Annotated in this window: 12 protein-coding genes; 9 read left to right on the top strand and 3 right to left on the bottom strand. The window is 71.1% G+C overall.

Going from position 1 to position 18,182, the window contains the following annotated elements; translation table 11 throughout:
- Positions 1-55: 55 nt before the first annotated feature.
- Positions 56-2,113 (bottom strand): acetate--CoA ligase, encoded by a 2,058-nt coding sequence (gene acs / locus ACPEEZ_RS14085; protein WP_423920356.1) that lies wholly within the window; start codon positions 2,111-2,113, stop codon positions 56-58.
- 433 nt (positions 2,114-2,546) lie between these two features.
- Between acs and ACPEEZ_RS14080 the strand changes: the two genes are divergently transcribed.
- Entirely contained in the window at positions 2,547-5,117 is a 2,571-nt protein-coding gene (locus tag ACPEEZ_RS14080) for a S8 family peptidase (RefSeq protein WP_423920354.1), read from the top strand.
- 246 nt (positions 5,118-5,363) lie between these two features.
- On the opposite strand, the gene ACPEEZ_RS14075 is transcribed toward ACPEEZ_RS14080, so the two are convergent.
- A complete protein-coding gene (locus tag ACPEEZ_RS14075) occupies positions 5,364-6,194 on the bottom strand; it encodes an aldo/keto reductase (protein ID WP_423920351.1) in 831 nt (276 codons plus the stop codon).
- A 433-nt stretch (positions 6,195-6,627) separates the two neighbouring features.
- On the opposite strand from ACPEEZ_RS14075, the gene ACPEEZ_RS14070 reads away from it, so the two are divergent.
- Both ACPEEZ_RS14070 and ACPEEZ_RS14065 read left to right on the top strand, forming a co-directional pair.
- Positions 6,628-7,299, top strand: coding sequence for a transglycosylase family protein (locus ACPEEZ_RS14070; protein WP_423920348.1), 672 nt, complete (start codon positions 6,628-6,630; stop codon positions 7,297-7,299).
- Between the two features lie 105 nt (positions 7,300-7,404).
- Positions 7,405-8,646, top strand: coding sequence for a LacI family DNA-binding transcriptional regulator (locus ACPEEZ_RS14065; protein ID WP_423920346.1), 1,242 nt, complete (start codon positions 7,405-7,407; stop codon positions 8,644-8,646).
- A gap of 60 nt (positions 8,647-8,706) precedes the next feature.
- Here the strand turns inward: ACPEEZ_RS14065 and ACPEEZ_RS14060 are convergent, their stop codons facing one another.
- Positions 8,707-10,188, bottom strand: coding sequence for a globin domain-containing protein (locus ACPEEZ_RS14060; protein WP_423920343.1), 1,482 nt, complete (start codon positions 10,186-10,188; stop codon positions 8,707-8,709).
- A gap of 375 nt (positions 10,189-10,563) precedes the next feature.
- On the opposite strand from ACPEEZ_RS14060, the gene ACPEEZ_RS14055 reads away from it, so the two are divergent.
- The 6 genes from ACPEEZ_RS14055 to ACPEEZ_RS14030 all read left to right on the top strand — a co-directional run bounded on the left by ACPEEZ_RS14055 (position 10,564) and on the right by ACPEEZ_RS14030 (position 18,110).
- A complete protein-coding gene (locus ACPEEZ_RS14055) occupies positions 10,564-12,261 on the top strand; it encodes an ABC transporter substrate-binding protein (protein WP_423920340.1) in 1,698 nt (565 codons plus the stop codon).
- Positions 12,258-13,238 (top strand): ABC transporter permease, encoded by a 981-nt coding sequence (locus tag ACPEEZ_RS14050; RefSeq protein WP_423920337.1) that lies wholly within the window; start codon positions 12,258-12,260, stop codon positions 13,236-13,238. Before ACPEEZ_RS14055 ends, ACPEEZ_RS14050 begins: the two co-directional genes overlap by 4 nt.
- Positions 13,235-14,185 carry an ABC transporter permease gene (locus tag ACPEEZ_RS14045; RefSeq protein WP_423920334.1) on the top strand — a complete coding sequence of 317 codons (951 nt, stop codon included), beginning with the start codon at positions 13,235-13,237 and terminating at the stop codon, positions 14,183-14,185. The genes ACPEEZ_RS14050 and ACPEEZ_RS14045 overlap by 4 nt, the downstream gene beginning before the upstream one ends.
- 11 nt (positions 14,186-14,196) lie before the next feature.
- Positions 14,197-15,927, top strand: coding sequence for an ABC transporter ATP-binding protein (locus ACPEEZ_RS14040; protein WP_423920331.1), 1,731 nt, complete (start codon positions 14,197-14,199; stop codon positions 15,925-15,927).
- On the top strand, positions 15,924-16,808 hold the full coding sequence (locus ACPEEZ_RS14035) for an alpha/beta fold hydrolase (RefSeq protein ID WP_423920328.1): 885 nt from the start codon (positions 15,924-15,926) through the stop codon (positions 16,806-16,808). Before ACPEEZ_RS14040 ends, ACPEEZ_RS14035 begins: the two co-directional genes overlap by 4 nt.
- Positions 16,809-16,922: 114 nt before the next feature.
- Complete coding sequence (locus tag ACPEEZ_RS14030; RefSeq protein ID WP_423920326.1) at positions 16,923-18,110, top strand: glycoside hydrolase family 1 protein; 1,188 nt, start codon at positions 16,923-16,925, stop codon at positions 18,108-18,110.
- Positions 18,111-18,182: the final 72 nt, after the last annotated feature.

The following is an 18,182-nucleotide window of genomic DNA, read 5'->3' as shown; positions in this document are numbered from 1 at the left end:
TGTCGTGCTGGTGCCCGGCCCTGGGGCGGCTCTCGGCATCCGGTCTCCGCAGCCGTCAGGAGGCGCGGGTCGCCTCCGCGCGGATCGCCGCGATCCGGCCCGGCACCGTCTCGTCTTGCAGGGACGTCGTGTCGCCGAGCTCGCGTCCGTCCGAGATGTCGCCGAGCAATCGCCGCATGATCTTGCCCGAGCGGGTCTTCGGCAGGTCGGGCACGACGAGCACGGTCGCGGGCTTGGCGATCGGGCCGATCTGCTCGGCCACGTGGGCGCGCAGGGCGGCCGAGAGCTCGGCCGCGAGCGGAGCCCACACCTGCGGTTCGGAGGCGGACCCGGCGTCGCGCACCGTGCCTCCTTCGGGTCGGGTGGCCGGCACGACGAACGCGGCGATCGCCTGGCCGGTGCGCGCGTCGGCGACTCCGACGACGGCGGCCTCGGCGACGAGGGAATGGGCGACCAGTGACGACTCGATCTCGATCGTCGACAGGCGGTGGCCCGACACGTTGATGACGTCGTCGACCCGGCCGAGCAGCCAGATGTCTCCGTCGTCGTCGTACTTCGCCCCGTCACCGGAGAAGAACCAGCCCTGACGCCAGTACTTCGCCCAGTAGCTGTCGCGGTAGCGCTCGGGGTCGCCCCAGACGGTGCGGGCCAGTGACGGCCCGGTCTGCTGGACGACGAGATAGCCGCCGGCTCCGTTCGCGACGCGGGTGCCGTCGTCGTCGACGATCGCCGTCGAGAGACCGGGCAGCGCTCGCAGCGACGAGCCCGGCTTGAGCGTGTCGGCACCGGGCAGGGGCGCCATGACGGCGGCACCCGTCTCGGACTGCCACCAGGTGTCGACGATCGGGCACTCACCGCGCCCGAACTGCTCGTGGAACCAGACCCACGCCTCGGGGTTGATCGCCTCGCCGACGGTGCCGAGCAGCCTCAGCGACGACAGGTCGTACGTGTCGGGCAGCCCATCGGGGAACCACGACGACAGCGTCCGCACCAGCGTCGGAGCCGTGTAGTACGTCGTCACGCCGTAGCGCTCGATGATCTCGAGGTGGCGCGCGGGGTGCGGGGTGTCGGGCGTGCCCTCGTAGATGACCTGGGTGAGACCGTTCGACAACGGGCCGTAGATCTCGTAGGTGTGAGCGGTGACCCAGGCCAGGTCGGCCGTGCACCAGTGCACGTCGTCGGGCTTGGCGTCGAACACGGCCCAGTGCGTGTAGCTCGCCTGTGTCAGGTAGCCCCCGCTCGTGTGCACGAGGCCCTTCGGCTTGCCGGTCGTGCCGCTCGTGTACATGATGAACAGCGGTGTCTCGGCGTCGAACGACTCGGGGGAGTCGGTCTCGGGCTGGTCGTCGATCACGTCGTGCCACCAGAGGTCGCGCCCCTCGACCCAGGGCACGTCGGGGGTCTGCTCGCCGGTGCGGCGCACCACGAGCACGTGCTCGATCTGGTTCTCGCCCGAGACCGCGTGATCGGCGTTCGCCTTGACCGGGACGGCCGTGCCGCGGCGGAACTGGCCGTCGGTCGTCACGAGCAGCTTCGCCCCGGTGTCTTCGACCCGGAACTTGAGGGCCTCGCCCGAGAATCCACCGAAGACGAGGGAGTGGATCGCGCCGAGGCGCGCGATGGCCAGCGTGACGACGATGGTCTCGGCGATGACGGGGAGGTACACGACGACGCGGTCGCCCTGGCCGATGCCGAGGGACCGGAGCCCGTTGGCCGCCTTGATCACGTCGCGCTGTAGCTCGGCATAGCTGATGTCGCGTCGGTCGCCGGGCTCGCCCTCGACGTGCAGGGCGACCTTGTCGCCTCGACCCGCCGCCACGTGCCGGTCGACGCAGTTGACGGCGACGTTCAGCGTGCCGCCTTCGAACCAGGTCGCACGGGGCACGGTCAGCTCGCCGTCGGCGCCCTCGCGCACGCCCTCCCAGGTGTGCGCGGTGTGCCACGGGGTGTCCCAGTCGAGTCGTCGCGCCGCCTCCTCCCAGAAGGCGACGGGGTCGGCCGCGGCGCGGGCGTGCTCGTCGGCCGTCACGTTCGCCGTCTGCGCCAGCCGAGGAGGCACGGCGAACGTGCGCCGCTCGTCGAGCAGATTCGAGATGGTGTCGGTCGAGGCCATGCGCACCAGGCTACGGACGACGGAGGACATCGGCGCCGCCCACGGCAACCCTGCGTAATACGCCCGCCCTGTGGACGACTCGTCGCCGTGCCTCCTGCGCGCGCCCCTCGCCCCGCGCTTTCTTCTTCGCAATGTGCGACCGTTTCGGCCCAAAACCTCGTTCCGGGCGCGCAGCACGGTCGCACAGTGCGAAACGGTCGCATCGTGCCCGCGGGTGGGTGCGACAGCCCGAGGCGCGTTGTGCGTCGGGTGTTGCCGATGACTCCTCCACACGGGGAGTCCGTAACGGATTGTTCACGATGTAACGCAGACGAAACGTCCTACCCCTAACCTGGGGTCATTCGACTCGGGAGTCGTTCGGTCTGGGGGCCGGCGAAGACACCTCGCGAGTGCCTCGCCCGTCCGCGGGCGATCGACTATCAGGAGTGACTACGTGATCAGAATCACCCGACGTCGGGGCGCGCGCTACGCGACCGCCCTGGCGCTCGCGAGCGCCCTCGTGCTCGCACCCACCACCGCCTTCGCGGCCGACGGCGACGACGCCGCGGCCGACGAGGCCACCGGCACGGCCGAGACGAGCGGAGCCGCGGAGACGACGAGCGCCGCCGACACGGCCGACGCGGCTGCCGCGGGCGACGCGGCGACCACCGAGTCGTCCGCCGGTGCGGCCGCCGACACGTCCGCAGAGGCGCCGGCTTCGACGTCGGACGAGTCCGTGGTCACCGACGCAGCGGGCACGGGCGAGACCGAGGCGGTGGCCGCCGAGCTGCCGTCGGCCGACGCCACGGTCGCCGACGGCGTGCTGATGAACTACGTCGTCAACTCGACGACCACGGGTGCCGCCGCCACGACGGCCGCCGCCGAGGCGGTCGTCGCCTCGGGCGGCGTCGTGCTGAGCGAGTACGACGAGATCGGCGTCGTGACGGCGCAGTCGACGGACGGCGAGTTCCTCGCGGCCGTCCGCGCGGCCGTCGGCGTCGAGTCGGCCGGTCCGACGCGGACCGCCGCAGTGTCGGAGGGGCCCGTCGCACCGACCGGCTCGGGGCAGCAGAGCATCGACCTGCCCGCCGGTGAGCAGGCGGTCGCGGCCGATCCGCTCGAGTCGGAGCAGTGGGACATGAAGGCCATCGGCGCCCCCGAGGCGCACGAGATCACCAAGGGCGACCCGAAGGTCGTCGTCGGTGTGCTCGACAGCGGCATCGACGTCGCCCACCCCGATCTCGCCGGCCAGGTCGACCCGTCCCTCTCGGTGGGCTGTGCCGTCAACGGCATCCCGGATCAGTCGCAGGCGGCCTGGGTCCCGAAGGACGACAGCGAGTCGCACGGCACGCACGTCGCCGGAACCATCGCGGCGGCCGAGAACGGCGTCGGCATCGTCGGCATCGCACCCGACGTGACGCTCGCCAGTGTCAAGGTCGTCAGCTACGACGGCTTCATCTACCCCGAGTACGCCCTCTGCGGTTTCATGTGGGCAGCCGAGCACGACTTCGACGTGACGAACAACAGCTACTACGTCGACCCGTGGGAGTTCTGGTGCAGCACGGACGCCGACCAGGCTCCGGCGCTCGAAGCCGTCACCCGCGCGGTGAAGTACTCCGAGACGCGCGGCGTGCTGAACGTGGCCGCGGCCGGCAACTCGAACTACGACCTCGCCAACAAGACGACGAGCGACTCGGGCCCGAACGACACGACACCGATCACGGGTCGTGACGTCTCGACCGGCTGCTCCGACATCCCGACCGAGATCGACGGCGTCGTGACGGTGGCCTCGGTCGCACAGAAGGCCGACGGCTCGCTGATCAAGTCGTCGTTCTCGAACTACGGCACCGGCGTGATCGACATCGCCGCACCGGGTTCGGCCATCCTCAGCACCGTCTTCGGTGGCAAGTACGCGAAGTACAACGGCACCTCGATGGCGTCCCCGCACGTCGCCGGTGTGGCGGCGCTGCTCGCGTCGACCCACCCCGATGCGTCGCCGGCCCAGTTGCAGGCGCTGTTGAAGAAGCAGGCGATCCCGATGGGCGACGCCCGCTACTTCGGGGCCGGTCTCGTCAACGCCTTCGCCGCGGTGACGGAAGACCTCGACCTGCCGCCGGTCGCGGCCGTCGCCGACGGTGCCGTCCAGGCCGGCAAGCCCTTCCGCCTCCTGGCGTCGAACTTCGTCCCCGGCGAGGTCGTCACCGTCGCGGGTCTCGAGGGTGAGGTGACGGCCGACGCGCTCGGCCGGATCGACGACGCCGCGCGGCTCGCCGCATCGGCCCCGACGGGCCCTCTGACGCTGACGCTCACGGGAGCCCAGGGGTCCGAGGCGACCGTCGAGGTCGAGGTGTCGGCCGCGATCGCCGGGCCGTCGATCACCGCTCCCACGGCGGGCTCCTCGGTCGAGACCGGCACGGTGACCGTCGCCGGCGTCGCACAGCCGAACGCCCTCGTGACGGTGCTGATCGCCACGGCGGATCAGTTCGACGGCCTCGAGACGCCCGGCACTCCGCCCTCGCGGTCGGCTCGTGTGGCCGCCACCGAGCAGACGCAGTCCGCCCTCGTCGCCGAGGTCGCTCAGCGCGGTCTCTTCGGTGCCGCTCTCGACGCCGCTGCCGCGGCGGCGGCCGCCGAGCCGGTGCCGTACGACCCCACCCTCGGTGGAGCGGTCGCGACGTTCCAGACCGACGCGACCGGCGCCTACTCGGTGTCGTTCTCGGCGGTGCCGACGGGCGCCTTCGGAGTCACCGCGCTGCAGAACCTGCCCGACGGGACGACCTCGACGCTCTCCACGCCGGTGCTGTTCTCGGTCGTCCCGGCGGCCGTGGTGCCTCCGGTCACGACCCCGGGTGCTCCTGACCCGGCCGGCTCGGCTCTCACGCCGATCCGACCTGCGGGCTCGACCAGCGCCCTGGCCTACACGGGTTCGGAGCCGACACCGTTCGTCGCCGGTGCTTTGCTGCTGATGCTGGCCGGTGCGGGCGTGCTGCTCGCCGCCCGCCGCCGTCGCAACACCGCGGAGTAGCCGCACAGCGAACAGGAGCGCCGCTCATCCCGTCGGGTGGGCGGCGCTTCGTCGTGCCGGCCGGTAGCCGGTCCACGGCACCGACCAGCCGCTCGCCGCCGGCGGCTGGCGGCTGGCCGCTGGCGGCACAATGCGACCGTTCGGCCTTCGCACCTCGTTATGCGGCCTCGCGCCGGTCGCGAATTGCGAAACGGTCGCAAATTGCGAAGGGCGCAAAGGCGCAAAGGCGCGAGGGCGCCGGCCGCGTCAGATCATCTCGAGCGGACGGGGGCGCGTCGGCGGGGGGAAGGCGGCGTCGAGGTCGGCCAGATCGTCGGCGGTCAGCTCGATGTCGACGGCGCGGGCGTTCTCGAGGACGTGTTCGGCGCTGCTCGCCTTGGGGATCGCCACGACCTGTCCCGACCGCATCGTCCAGGCCAGGGCGATCTGCGCGGTCGACGCGTCGTGACGATCCGCGACCGCCGCCAATTCGGGGTGGCCGAGCAGTCGACCCTGCTCGACCGGCGAATATGCCATCACGGGAATGCGGCGCTGCCGCAGGGACGGCAGAAGATCGAACTCGGGCCCCCGCCGGGTCAGGTTGTAGAGGATCTGGTCCGTCGCGGGCTCGGCACCCGCGGGCAGATCGGCGAGGTCCGCCCCGTCGAGGTTGCTGACGCCCCACGCGCCGATCGCGCCGTCGGCCATGAGCTGGGAGAACGCGTCCACCGTCTCGGCGAGCGGCGCCCGGCCGCGCCAGTGCAGCAGGTACAGGTCGATCCGATCCGTGCCGAGACGTCGCAGGCTGGCATGACACGCGTCGATGGTGCCCTGCCGCGTCGCGTTCGACGGCAACACCTTGGAGACGACGAACACCTCGTCCCGACGGCCGGAGATCACCTCGCCGACCAGCTCCTCCGATCGACCGGCGCCGTACATCTCGGCCGTGTCGACCAGCGTCAGGCCGGCGTCGAGACCGGTCCGCAGCGCGTCCAGCTCCCGATCGCGCGTGCGTGGATCGTCGCCCATCGCCCAGGTTCCCTGCCCGAGCGCGGGCACGACCTGACCCGAGCGGAACGTGACGGTGGGGATCGGCATGGTGCCTCCTTCGTGACCCGGGCCACGATAGGCCCCGGCGCGTGACCGTCGCCCAGCCGCGGGTCCCGACGATCGGGTCGCCGACCGTCGCCACGACCCATGATCGCGATTCACAGCTAACGCAGAAACACCCCTGTCGATCCGCATGAGCGCACCGATCGCGCCGTTCGCGACCCGCGCCTCCGGCGGGGTGGACAACTCGGTCCCGGTTGGATTCGTCGGAATGCCGTGACTAGTGTGGCCGACCGTCCCACTCCGGGACACGTGAAGCGTCCGCCGTCGAGCGGGCGCCCACCGCTCGGCTCCGTGCGTCACCCCCCTGCTGCCCCGGCCGCGGAAGCCTTGGCCACACGAACCCCTCTGACGACGAGGCGGGCAGCAGCGAGCAGCCTTCGGCGTGCCCGTTCGGGGAGGTCTCGACGGAGCAGTACACATGAAGACACTCACCCGAACCCGCGCACTCCTCGGCGGTCTCGCCCTCGTCGGTCTGACCGGCGCCGGCGTCGGCCTCGCCGCAGCCCCCGCCAGTGCGGCCGACGGCTCGACCTGGGATGCCATCGCCCAGTGCGAGAGCGGTGGCAACTGGTCCATCAACACCGGCAACGGCTACTCGGGCGGGCTGCAGTTCAGCCCCTCGACCTGGGCAGCGAATGGAGGCACGGGCTCGGCCTCGCAGGCCAGCCGCGCTGAGCAGATCGCGGTCGCCGAGCGCGTCCTCGCGTCGCAGGGCTGGGGCGCCTGGCCGTCCTGCTCCGCGAAGCTGGGGCTGAGCGGCAAGAGCGGTGCCGCGCCCACGGCCGCGGCTCCCGCCCCGGCCACGAAGGCTGCTCCGGCCACGAAGGCCGCGCCGTCGACCGGAAAGAGCTCGGGTGGCCGCCACGTCGCGAAGGCCCCCGCGAAGGCCGCCGCGCCCGTGGCACCGGCCATCGCGGCCGTGCCGACCAGTGGCCAGACCTACACGGTCAAGGCCGGCCAGTCGCTCGACAGCATCGCTCGCGAGCTCGGCATCAGCGGTGGCTGGGTCACGCTCGCCGGTGCCAACCTCGAGACGGTGCCGAACCCGAACCTCATCGAGGTCGGACAGGTGCTGCAGCTCCCCGCGTGATGCTGGACGACGCCCCCGCAGCGGACCACCGCTGACGGGGGCGTCGGCGTCGCCGACCTAGGATGGTCGGCAACCGTGCCCTGCTCCACCGGCCGAGAGGTATCCGTGACGAAGGCCCCCACCGTGTACGACGTGGCGGCACACGCCGGTGTGTCGATCGCGACGGTGTCCCGGGTGCTACGTCGTCCCGATGACGTCCGGCCCGAGACGCGCAGCCGTGTCATGGCGTCGGTCCGCGAACTCGGCTACGTGCCGAGCGGGGCCGCTCGTGGTCTCGCGGGTCGTCGGACGGGTGTTCTCGGGCTGTTCCTCCCCGGGCACGACGGCCTGGACGAGCCCGAACCCGACTGGTCGCGCGCCGCGGACCCGAACCTCATCCCCTTCATCGACGACCGCGACCCGATCGGCTGGCCCAGCGGCCGCGCCGGCTCGCACCCCGCCGCACCCGACGCACGCACGTCATCCGATGCGCCCGCCGAGCCCACTGCTCCGACCGCGCGGCACTGGGCCAACCCGTCGAACCTCTACTTCGACGAGGTGCTCCGCGGCGCCGAGGTCGAGGCCTGGCGGCGCGGCTTCGCGCTGATGGTCGCCGCCGGTCGCGGGTCGAGCCGTGAGGTCATGGTCAACGACATCGCCGGTCGGGTGGACGGCCTCGCCGTGCTCGCCCAGACGGTGCCCGACGATCTGCTCGCGCACGTCTCCCGGCGGATGCCCGTCGTCGTCCTCGCCGACTCCCGACCGGGCGACGACCTCGACCATGTGAGCGTCGACAACGCCGCCGGGATGCGCGCGCTCACCGAGTTCGTCCTCACCGAGCACGGCGTCCGCGACATCCTCTACGTCTCCGGGCCGGCCGATTCGCCCGACGAGGCAGATCGACACGCCGGCTTCGACGCCGCGGTCGCCGCGGTGGAGGCGACCGGCTCGGGTGCCATCCGTGTGCGCGTCGAGCCGGGCGACTTCAGCCGGGCGAGCGGACGTGCGGTGGCGGAGCGACTCGCACCGCGCCTCCTCGACGACGAATCGGCCGGACGTGACCGCGACGGCCTCCGCGCGATCGTCTGCGCGAACGATCAGACGGCCCTCGGTGTGCTCGACGTCTTCGCCCGCGAGGGGGTCGATGTTCCGGGCCGCGTGCTCGTGACCGGCTTCGACGGCATCGATGCGGGACGGTTCTCCACGCCGCGCCTGACGACCGTGCGGCAGCCCATGGCCGAACTCGGCCGGGTCGCCGTGCGCAGCATCGTGACGCGGCTGACCGACTCGTCCCTCGAGCCGCAGCGCATCACGCTGCCCGTGGACGTGCTGCTGCGCGAGAGCTGCCCCGCGGTCGACCGCGGCTGAGCCCGAGCCCGCGCCCGCGCCCGCGTTCGAGCCCGCGGCACGCGAACAGACCACCCGTCGCTACGGCTGCGGCCGGCGCTGGCCGGTGTCCGCGCCGACGACGGTGCCGTCGTCCGGCCCGAAGACGAAATAGTGCACCCGGCTCGCGGGCACCCCGTGCTCGATCAGGGCGGCCCGGGCGATGGCCATGAACGGCACCGGCCCGCACAGGAAGACGCGATGCGACGCCGTCAGCCGCGCCACGTCGAGGTCGATCGGCTCGAGATAGGCGCCGACGCCGTCGAGCGAGACCTCCGAGAGGGGCACGCCGAGGGCCGACAACGCCGACAGGCTGCCGCCCGTGTAGCTGACCCGGAGGCGCGCATTCGGCATCGAGGCGACCAGCGCCTCCAACTCGGCCCGGTGCGCGTGCCGCTCGGGTGTGCGTTCGAAGTGCAGCACCGTCACCTCGCGGGTCGGCTCGGTGCGGGCGAGATGATCGAGCATGCCGAGGACCGGGGTGCAGCCGATGCCGGCCGAGACGAGCACGAGGGGCGCGTCGTCGAGCTCGTCGATGGTGAGCGAGCCGATCGGCGGCGAGACCGACACGACGTCGCCGGCCGAGAGGTGGTCGCGCAGGTGCGTCGACACCTCGCCGTCGGGCACGACGCCCTCGCCGTCCAGCACGCGGGCGCTGATCCGCCACTGCTCGTCGGAGCCGCCGCGCAGGCTGTACTGCCGGATCTGCCGCGCGCCGTCCGGCAGCACGACCTGGATCGACGCGAACTGCCCGGCCCGGTACGGCGGCAGCGCCTCGCTGTCGGCCGAGACGAGGGTGAGGGCGACGACGTCCTCGGCGACGAGCCGGTAGTCGGTGATCAGGGCCTCGCGCCAGTCGTCGTCGAGCGGTTGGTCGGCGGCTCGGTAGACCGCCTCGACGGACGTGACCAACTCGTCACGGGTCTGACGGTAGACGGTGGACCAGGCCTCGCGCGCCTCCTCGGTCCAGGCGTCGCCGAGGGCGGCGGCGAACGCGGCCCCGAGGTGGCGCTCGAAGAGGTCGTACTCGGAGCGCCCGATGCGCAGGGCCGCGTGCCGTTGGGCGAGCCTCGACGTGATCTCGCGCGCCGCCGACCGGACGGCCCACGACGCGGGCGCCGACACCGACCACGGCGCGACGGCGACCGCCGCGGAGGCCTCGCGGGCGCTCGCCGAGCCGGCGCTCGCCGAGCCGGCGCTCGCCGAGCCGGCGCCGGCCGAGCCGCTGCCCCGCGAATCGGAGCCGGCCGAGTCGGCCCCGACCGTCGTGTGCGTGCCCGGCAGCTGGGGGACGTGCGAGCCGACCTGGGTGCCGACGACGTCGTCTGCGAGGGCGACGATCGTGCGGGCGAGCTCCCGCTGCTGGCGGCCCTGCGCCTGGTCGCCGCGGTTGAACTGGTCGCGCAACAGGTCGGGCCGGTCGGCGAAGAGCCGGGCGTAGAAGTCGTCGGCGATGTCGTCGGCCGCCGCCGCGACGAGGGGCAGCGTCGAGCGCAGCGTGGCGAGGTGCGACGACGTGAGCATGGGCCTCGGGGGTCGGCGGGCGGCGGGTCGACTCCGATTCTCGCGCGCGAGCCTTGGAGACGCGCCCGAGTCTCTCGCCGTCGAACGATCGCGGCCGGCGCGGGCGGCCGGCACGGGCGGCCGGCGCGCCGGCCGCCCCCGCCGCACCTCGTTCCGATCACCGCACCGCGGTATAACGAGGTGCGTCGATCAGAACGAGGTTCCGGAGGCGCGGTGGCAGCAGACAGGAGGCGCGGTGCCAGGAGGCGCGGTGCCAGGACGCGCGAGGCGCGACACCACCCACACCAGCGCGGCCCGCGGGCCCGCGACCGTTGCGCCAACCGAATGTATGCGCTTACACTGAACACGCTCACCTCGACGACGAATGAGAGACCCGTGGCGACGAAGCTCACAACCCGACCAGGCCGTGCCCTGCGCGCCGCCGCGCTCGCCGTCACGGCTGCCCTGCTCGTGACCGGCTGCAGCATCCAGATCAAGAGCGAACCCGATCCGACGATCGGCGCCGACACGATGCTGATCAACGCCGACAAGGGCTCGCCGATGTTCGAGCGCAACTTCAACCCCTATCTGGCGAACAAGCGCGTCGCGTCCAGCTACATGTACGAGCCGCTGATCGTCACGAACGTGCTCGACGGCGAACAGCACCCGTGGCTCGCCTCCGACGTGCAGCTGCCCGACGCGCGCACCGTCGACATGACCATCCGCGAGGGCGTCGACTGGTCCGACGGCACGCCCTTCACGGCCGACGACGTGATGTACACGTTCGACCTGATCAAGAAGAACCCGCCGCTCGACGTGCGGGGTGCCTGGACGCACATCGACCGGATCGAGAAGACGACCGGCGACGACGGCGCCGAGCACGTGGTCTTCCACCTCAAGACCGACGACGTGCCCTCGACGGTCATCATCGGCCTCACGCTGATCGTGCCCGAGCACATCTGGTCGAAGGTCGACGACCCGGTCACGTGGCGCAACGAGAACCCGGTCGGCACCGGCCCGTTCACGCTCGGCAACTTCTCGTCGCAGCAGTACACGATGGACAAGAACCACGACTACTGGCAGGCCGACAAGGTCGAGATCGAGCACCTGATCCTGCCCGCGACGAACAACCAGCTCGACACCGTCACGCGCGGCTACGACTGGGCCTATTCGTTCATCTCCGACGTCGAGGGCACCTGGGGTGCCGCGAACCCCGACAACCAGTACTGGTTCCCGCCGGGAGGCGTCGTCGGTCTCATGCCGAACCTGACCAAGGCGCCGTTCGACGACGTCAACGTGCGGCAGGGCATCTCGAAGGCCCTCGACCGCGACGCGATCGCCGAGACCGCGACCGAGGGGTATCTGACGGCGGCCTCGCAGACCGCGCTCATCATGCCGAACCAAGAGCAGTGGCTCGACCCGTCGCTGCCCGACGGCGGCATGATCACGCAGAACCGCGACGCGGCGCTCGCCGAGTTCGCGAAGTCCGGCTACACGCTGCAGGGCGACCAGTTGGTCGGCCCCGACGGCAAGCAGCTGGCCTTCTCCATCACGACGGCGAACGGCTACAGCGACTGGCTGAGGGGAGTCCAGGAGGTGCGGCGCCAGTTGGGCGCGATCGGCATCGACGTCACGGTGAAGGCCCCGCAGCCTGCCGGCTACCAGTCGGCCATCAACAACGGCGACTTCGACGTGGCGATGGGCGGCATGGGCAACGGCGACATCTTCCAGGCGTACAACAACCTGCTCTCGAGCGAGTTCTTCAAGCCGGTCGGCGAGTCGACGCAGAACAACTTCGAGCGCTTCTCCGACCCGGCCGTCGACGACCTGCTCACGCAGTACAAGTCGACGACGGACACCGCGACGCAGAAGCAGCTGATCTACCGGCTGCAGAACGTCGTCTACGACCAGGTGCCCGTGATCGGCATGTACCACGGCGGTCTCTGGGGTCTGTTCAACACGTCGAAGTTCACCGGCTGGCCGAGCGCCGCCGATCCCTACACGGCACCGCAGACCTACGACTGGGCACCCCTGCTGATGTTCACGCACCTCAAGCGGGTCGACCGCACCGGAATGGACGGTGGCGACAAGTGAAGTACGCCAGTCAGAAGATCGGCCTGTTCGTGCTCACGCTGTGGGCCGCGGTCACGCTGAACTTCCTCCTGCCCCGGCTGATGCCGGGCTCGCCCACCGACGCCGCGATCGCGAAGCTGTCGCAGAACGGCCCGGTCACCGACGCCACCCGTCGGGCGATCGAGGCCCAGCTGGGTGTGCCCGACGGCAACATCTGGCAGCAGTACGTCGGCTACCTGCGCCAGGTCGTGACCCTCGACTTCGGGGTGAGCTACACGTTCTACCCCGAGTCGGTCTCGCACCTGGTCAGCCAGGCGCTGCCGTACACGCTCATCCTCGTCGGGCTCTGCACGATCATCGCCTTCGTCGTCGGCACCCTGATCGGTGTCGGCGCGGCCTGGAAACGCGGCACCTGGCTCGACTCCCTGCCGACGCTCTCGGGCAGCTTCATGAGCACGTTCCCGTACTTCTGGACGGCCCTGCTGCTGCTGTTCTTCCTCGGCTACGTGCTGCACTGGTTCCCGACCAGCGGCGCCTACGGCCCGACGAACACGCCGGCCCTGACGCCGGGCTTCGCGGGTGACGCGCTGTACCACGCGGTCCTGCCGGCCATCACGATCCTCGTGACGAGCCTCGGCGGCTGGATCCTCGGCATGCGCAACGCCATGATCGGCACGCTGGGCGACGACTACGTCACGTTCGCCGAGGCGAACGGCCTCCGCGGTCGCACGGTCGCCGTGCGCTACGCCGCCCGCAACGCGATCCTGCCGAACCTGACGGGGTTCGGGCTGTCGCTCGGCGGTGTCGTGGGCGGCTCGATCCTCGTCGAGCAGGTGTTCGGCTACCCCGGCATCGGCTACCTGCTGTTCAACGCCGTCATCGGTCAGGACTATCCGCTGATGCAGGCCCTCTTCCTGATGATCACCGTGAGCGTGCTCGTCGCCAACTTCCTCGTCGACATCCTGTACGGCGTACTCGACCCAAGGACCCGCCGATGACCTCCACCGTCTCCGTCCGGCTCCCCGAAGGAGCCGGCGCATCCACCCCGCCGAGCCCGTGGCGCACCGTCGGCCGCATCGTCGCGACGATCTGGTCGAACCCGAAGGCCAAGATCGGCATCGTCATCCTCGGCGTGTTCGTGCTGATGGCCGTGTTCGCCCCGCTGCTCGCCCCCTACGGCGCGAGCGAGAACGGCTTCGACCGCAGCCAGGACGCGTCCGCCGCGCACTGGATGGGCACGACCGCCGCCGGCGAGGACGTGCTGAGCCAGCTGCTCTACGGCGCCCGGATCAGCGTGATGGTCGGCTTCGTCGCCGGCATCCTGTCGACGCTGATCGCCGTCGCGATCGGTCTGAGCTGGGGTTACCTTCGCGGCTTCGGCGGCGACGTGGTCGGGTTCATCGTCAACCTCTTCCTCGTCATCCCGGGGCTCCCGCTGATGATCGTCATCGCGGCGTACCTGCAGAACGGCGGCATCGCGGTGATCATCGCCGTGATCGTCGTCACCGGCTGGGCCTGGGGGGCTCGCGTGCTGCGCAGCCAGACGCAGTCCCTGCGTTCGCGCGACTTCGTCACGGCGGCCCAGTTCTCGGGTGAGAGCTCGGCACGCATCGTGTTCCGCGAGATCCTGCCCAACATGACGTCGCTCATCGCCGGCTCGTTCTTCGGTGCCGCGACGAGCGCCATCCTCGCCGAGGCGGGGCTCGAGTTCCTGGGGCTCGGCGACTCGTCGATCGTCAGCTGGGGCACCATCCTCTACTGGGCGCAGAACTCGAACGCCCTCCTCACCGGGCAGTGGGTGCTGCTGTTCGCGCCCGGTCTCTGCATCGCCCTGCTGGCGATGAGTCTCACCCTCATCAACTTCGGCGTCGATGCGGTCAGCAACCCGCGCCTCCGGGTGTCCGGCTCGGGCCCGCGAGCAACGGAGTCGGAGTACAAGGCATGAAGGCGAAAGACATGAACTCGGCCACGAGCGACACCATCCTCGACGTGCGCGACCTCAGCGTCGTCTACGAGTCGGCCGGCGCGACGCCGGTGCAGGCCGTCGACCACGTGTCGTTCCAGCTGCGTCGCGGCGAGTTCGTCGGCCTGGTCGGCGAGTCCGGCTCGGGCAAGTCGACGCTCGGCTACGCGCTGACCCGGCTGCAGAAGCCGCCGGCCCGCACGAACGGCGGCAGCATCGTCTTCGACGGCACGGACATCCGCGAGCTCGGCGTCGAGGCGCTGCGCCAGCAGCGTCAGGGCGGCTTCGCGATGGTGCTGCAGTCGGGCATGAACGCGCTGAACCCGGTCCGTACGATCCGCAACCACTTCCGCGACATCTACCAGGCGCACGGCCACGTCGAGCGCGAGCGCTGGGAGCAGCGCTCGACCGAGCTGGTCGGCAAGGTCGAGCTGCCCGCGACGGTGCTCGACCGGTACCCCGGCGAGCTGTCCGGCGGCATGCGCCAGCGTGTCTCGATCGCGCTCGCGCTCAGTCTCGAACCGCAGTTGATGGTCTTCGACGAGCCGACGACGGCACTCGACGTGCTCGTGCAGCACGCCGTCATGAACACGATCATCGCGCTGCAGCAGAGCGAGGGCTTCACGGCGATCCTGATCAGCCACGACCTCGGCATCGTGCTCGAGGCGACACAGCGCGTGCTCGTCCTGCACGAGGGCCGCATCGTCGAGGACGGCACGAGCGCGCAGGTGCTGAGCGACCCGCAGGACGACTACACCCGGATGCTGCTGTCGCACTACGCCGACCCGCGCGGCGAGACGGTGTCGCTGCCCGGCTTCGAGGACCGCTCGCTGCGCAAGGCGCAGGGCGTGAAGCGCGTCGACACGACCACGAGCACGCCGAGTGTCAGCACCCGCGACCACAAGGTGGCCCGGAACGCGATCGTCGTCGACGGGGTGTCCAAGACCTACGCGCCTCCTCGTCGGGGTGAACAGCCCGTGCGGGCCGTCCGCGACGTCTCGTTCTCGCTCGAGCCGGGGCAGTCGCTCGCGCTCGTCGGGCAGTCGGGGTCGGGCAAGAGCACGATCGCGAAGCTGATCACCGGTGTCGAGAAGCCGTCCGAGGGCACCGTGCGCTTCGGCGACCTCGACGTCGCGCGCCTGAAGAAGCGGCAACTGCGCGATCTGCGCAGCGACGTGCAGATGGTCTTCCAGGACCCGTACGCGGCACTGAACCCGTTGCACACCGTCGAGTACACGCTGACGCGACCGATCGTGAACTACACCGGGCTGACCGGCAAGGAGGCGCGGCGCCGGGTCTTCGAACTGCTCGAGACGGTCGGTCTGACGCCGGTCGAGCAGTTCGCGGCCAAGCTGCCGCACCAGCTGTCGGGCGGCCAACGGCAGCGCGTCGTGATCGCCCGGGCGCTCGCCAGCGACCCCCAGGTGATCATCGCCGACGAGCCGGTCTCGATGCTCGACGTGAGCCTCCGCGCCGGTGTGCTCGCCCTGCTCGAGGACCTGCGCGAGCAGTGGGGCGTCTCGCTGCTCTACATCACGCACGACCTGCTCAGCGCCCGGTTGATCACGGACCACATCATGGTGCTGCACGACGGTGCCGTGGTCGAACGCGGGGTCACGGCCGACGTGATGCGGCACCCGACCGATCCGTACACGGTTCAGTTGCTCGACGCGGTGCCGAACCCGCGCGCCGTGCACGCCGCCGCGGCAGGATCGACGGCATGACGACCCTCCACGAGTTCCCGTCCGCGTCCGTCTTCGGCGAGCTGCCCGTCCCGGACGGCGTCGAGACCGTCGCCGTCGACCTGCCGGTCGGCCGCCTCACCGCCTACCGGGTCGTGCCGCGCGGCGAGGTGCGCGGCACCGTCCTCGTCGTGCCGGGTTACACCGGCTCGAAGGAGGACTTCCGCATCGCGATGCCCCTGTTCGCCGAGGCCGGCTACGAGGCCGTGATCGTCTCGCGGCGCGGTCAGGCCGACTCCGCGGCCCCGACCACACCGACCGAGTACACCCTGGACGAGGAGGCGCGCGACATCGTGCGCATCGCCGCCCTGCTCGCAGACGGCCGGCCCGTGCACCTCGTGGGGCACAGCCTCGGTGGCGTCATCGGTCGCGCGGCCGCGATCGCATCGCCGGAGTCGTTCGCGTCGTACACGATGCTCTGCTCGGGCCCGCACGGCTGGGCGAACCGCAAGTACCTCGAACGCCACCTCGTCGCCGAGCAGGGCAACCGCGCCCTCTTCGACGCGGTCAACCCGGTCACGCTCGGCCTGGACGACGCCGCACTGACGGCGCTCGACCCCGACCTCGCGTTCGTCCGCATGCGGATGGAGCGCACCAGCCCGCTCAGCGTCATCGCCGGCGGCCTGCTGCTCGAGGACCCGTCCGACACCACCGACGCGCTCCGCGCCACCGGGCTGCCCGTGATGGTCGCGCACGGCGAGTTCGACGCGGCCTGGCCGATCCCGTGGCAGCGCGACATGGCCGAACGGCTGGGCGCCCGCTACGAGATCGTCGCGGCGGCGTTCCACTCGCCGCAGATCGAGACGCCCGAGGCGACCGTCTCGCTGCTGGCCGATTTCTGGGCGTCGACCCGCGCCTCCTGACCCTCTGCTCGTCCGACCCTCTGTCTCTCCGACCGTTCTTCCGTGTCGCGGCCGACCCGTCGCGGTGTCCCGCCTGCCCTGTTCCCCCCTGCACCGTGTCGAAAGGACCCACCCGTGCTGACCTTCCCCGATGGATTCCTCTGGGGCGCCGCGACGGCCGCCCACCAGATCGAGGGCAACAACGTCAACAGCAACTGGTGGGTGCACGAGCACACGCCGGGCACCACGATCGTCGAGCCCTCGGGTGACGCGGCCGACAGCTACCACCGGTTCCGCGACGACATCGCGACGCTGGCCTCGCTCGGGTTGAACTCGTACCGGTTCAGCATCGAGTGGGCGCGGATCGAGCCCGAGCGCGGCTTCGTCAGCCGCGCCGAGGTCGACCACTACCGCCGCATGGTCGACACGTGCCACGAGTTCGGCATCGAGCCGATCGTCACGCTGATGCATTTCACGGTGCCGCGCTGGTTCGAGCGGGACGGTTTCTGGCGGGCTCCCGATGCGGCGGACCTGTTCGCCCGCTACACCGAGCTCGCGCTGCCCGTCGTCTCGGAGGGCGTGAACTACGTCTGCACCATCAACGAGCCGAACATCGCCGCCATGCTGGCCGGCGGCGAGGACGCATCGAACCTGGTCGCCTACGGGCTGCCGAACCCCGACCTGCAGGTCGCCGACGCGCTGCTGGCCTCGCACCAGCGCTCGCGTGAGGTGCTGTCGCAGCTGCCGCACGTGAAGTCGGGCTGGACCGTCGCGACGCAGGCGTTCAAGGCGCTCGACGAGGAGGGCGCGGGCGAGAAGCTGCGCGAGTACGGCTACGTCCGCGACGACTGGTACAGCGAGATGGCGGCCGGCGACGACTTCGTCGGCGTGCAGGCGTACACCCGGACGTTCATCGGGCCGGAGGGGCCGCGTCCCGTCGCGGACGGGCTCGAGACCACGCTGACCGGGTGGGAGTTCTACCCGCCCGCCGCTGCCGAGGGCATCCGCAGCGCGTGGGAGCTGTCCGGCCACGTGCCCGTCATGGTCACCGAGAACGGCATCGCGACCGCCGACGACACCCGGCGCATCGCCTACACGCAGGGTGCTCTCGAGCACATCCACGACACCATCGCCGAGGGCATCGACGTGCTCGGCTACCAGCACTGGAGCGCGCTCGACAACTACGAGTGGGCGAGCGGGTTCCGGCCGACGTTCGGCCTGATCGGCTGGGACAAGCAGACGTTCGAGCGCACCCCGAAGCCGAGCGCGCGCTGGTACGGCGCGGTCGCCCAGGCCAACGGCCTGCCCGACACGCGCGCCTAGGCCGCCGCGCCCGGGCCGCCGCGCCCGCATTGCACGCGAAAAGGGACGAGACATCGCCGGGCCCCCGGCTGT

Source organism: Frigoribacterium sp. 2-23 (assembly GCF_049601585.1).
Lineage (GTDB): Bacteria > Actinomycetota > Actinomycetes > Actinomycetales > Microbacteriaceae > Frigoribacterium.
Note: the sequence above shows the minus strand (reverse complement) of the source record. Positions and strands in the feature narration are given on the sequence as shown.

What these genes read in the sequence shown, in the direction of transcription:
- ACPEEZ_RS14040 (WP_423920331.1), top strand. Translation starts at nt 14,197, where the DNA reads ATGAACTCGGCCACGAGCGACACCATCCTCGACGTGCGCGACCTCAGC.
- ACPEEZ_RS14070 (WP_423920348.1), top strand. Translation starts at nt 6,628, where the DNA reads ATGAAGACACTCACCCGAACCCGCGCACTCCTCGGCGGTCTCGCCCTC.
- acs (WP_423920356.1), bottom strand. Translation starts at nt 2,113, where the DNA reads ATGGCCTCGACCGACACCATCTCGAATCTGCTCGACGAGCGGCGCACG.
- ACPEEZ_RS14075 (WP_423920351.1), bottom strand. Translation starts at nt 6,194, where the DNA reads ATGCCGATCCCCACCGTCACGTTCCGCTCGGGTCAGGTCGTGCCCGCG.
- ACPEEZ_RS14035 (WP_423920328.1), top strand. Translation starts at nt 15,924, where the DNA reads ATGACGACCCTCCACGAGTTCCCGTCCGCGTCCGTCTTCGGCGAGCTG.
- ACPEEZ_RS14045 (WP_423920334.1), top strand. Translation starts at nt 13,235, where the DNA reads ATGACCTCCACCGTCTCCGTCCGGCTCCCCGAAGGAGCCGGCGCATCC.
- ACPEEZ_RS14060 (WP_423920343.1), bottom strand. Translation starts at nt 10,188, where the DNA reads ATGCTCACGTCGTCGCACCTCGCCACGCTGCGCTCGACGCTGCCCCTC.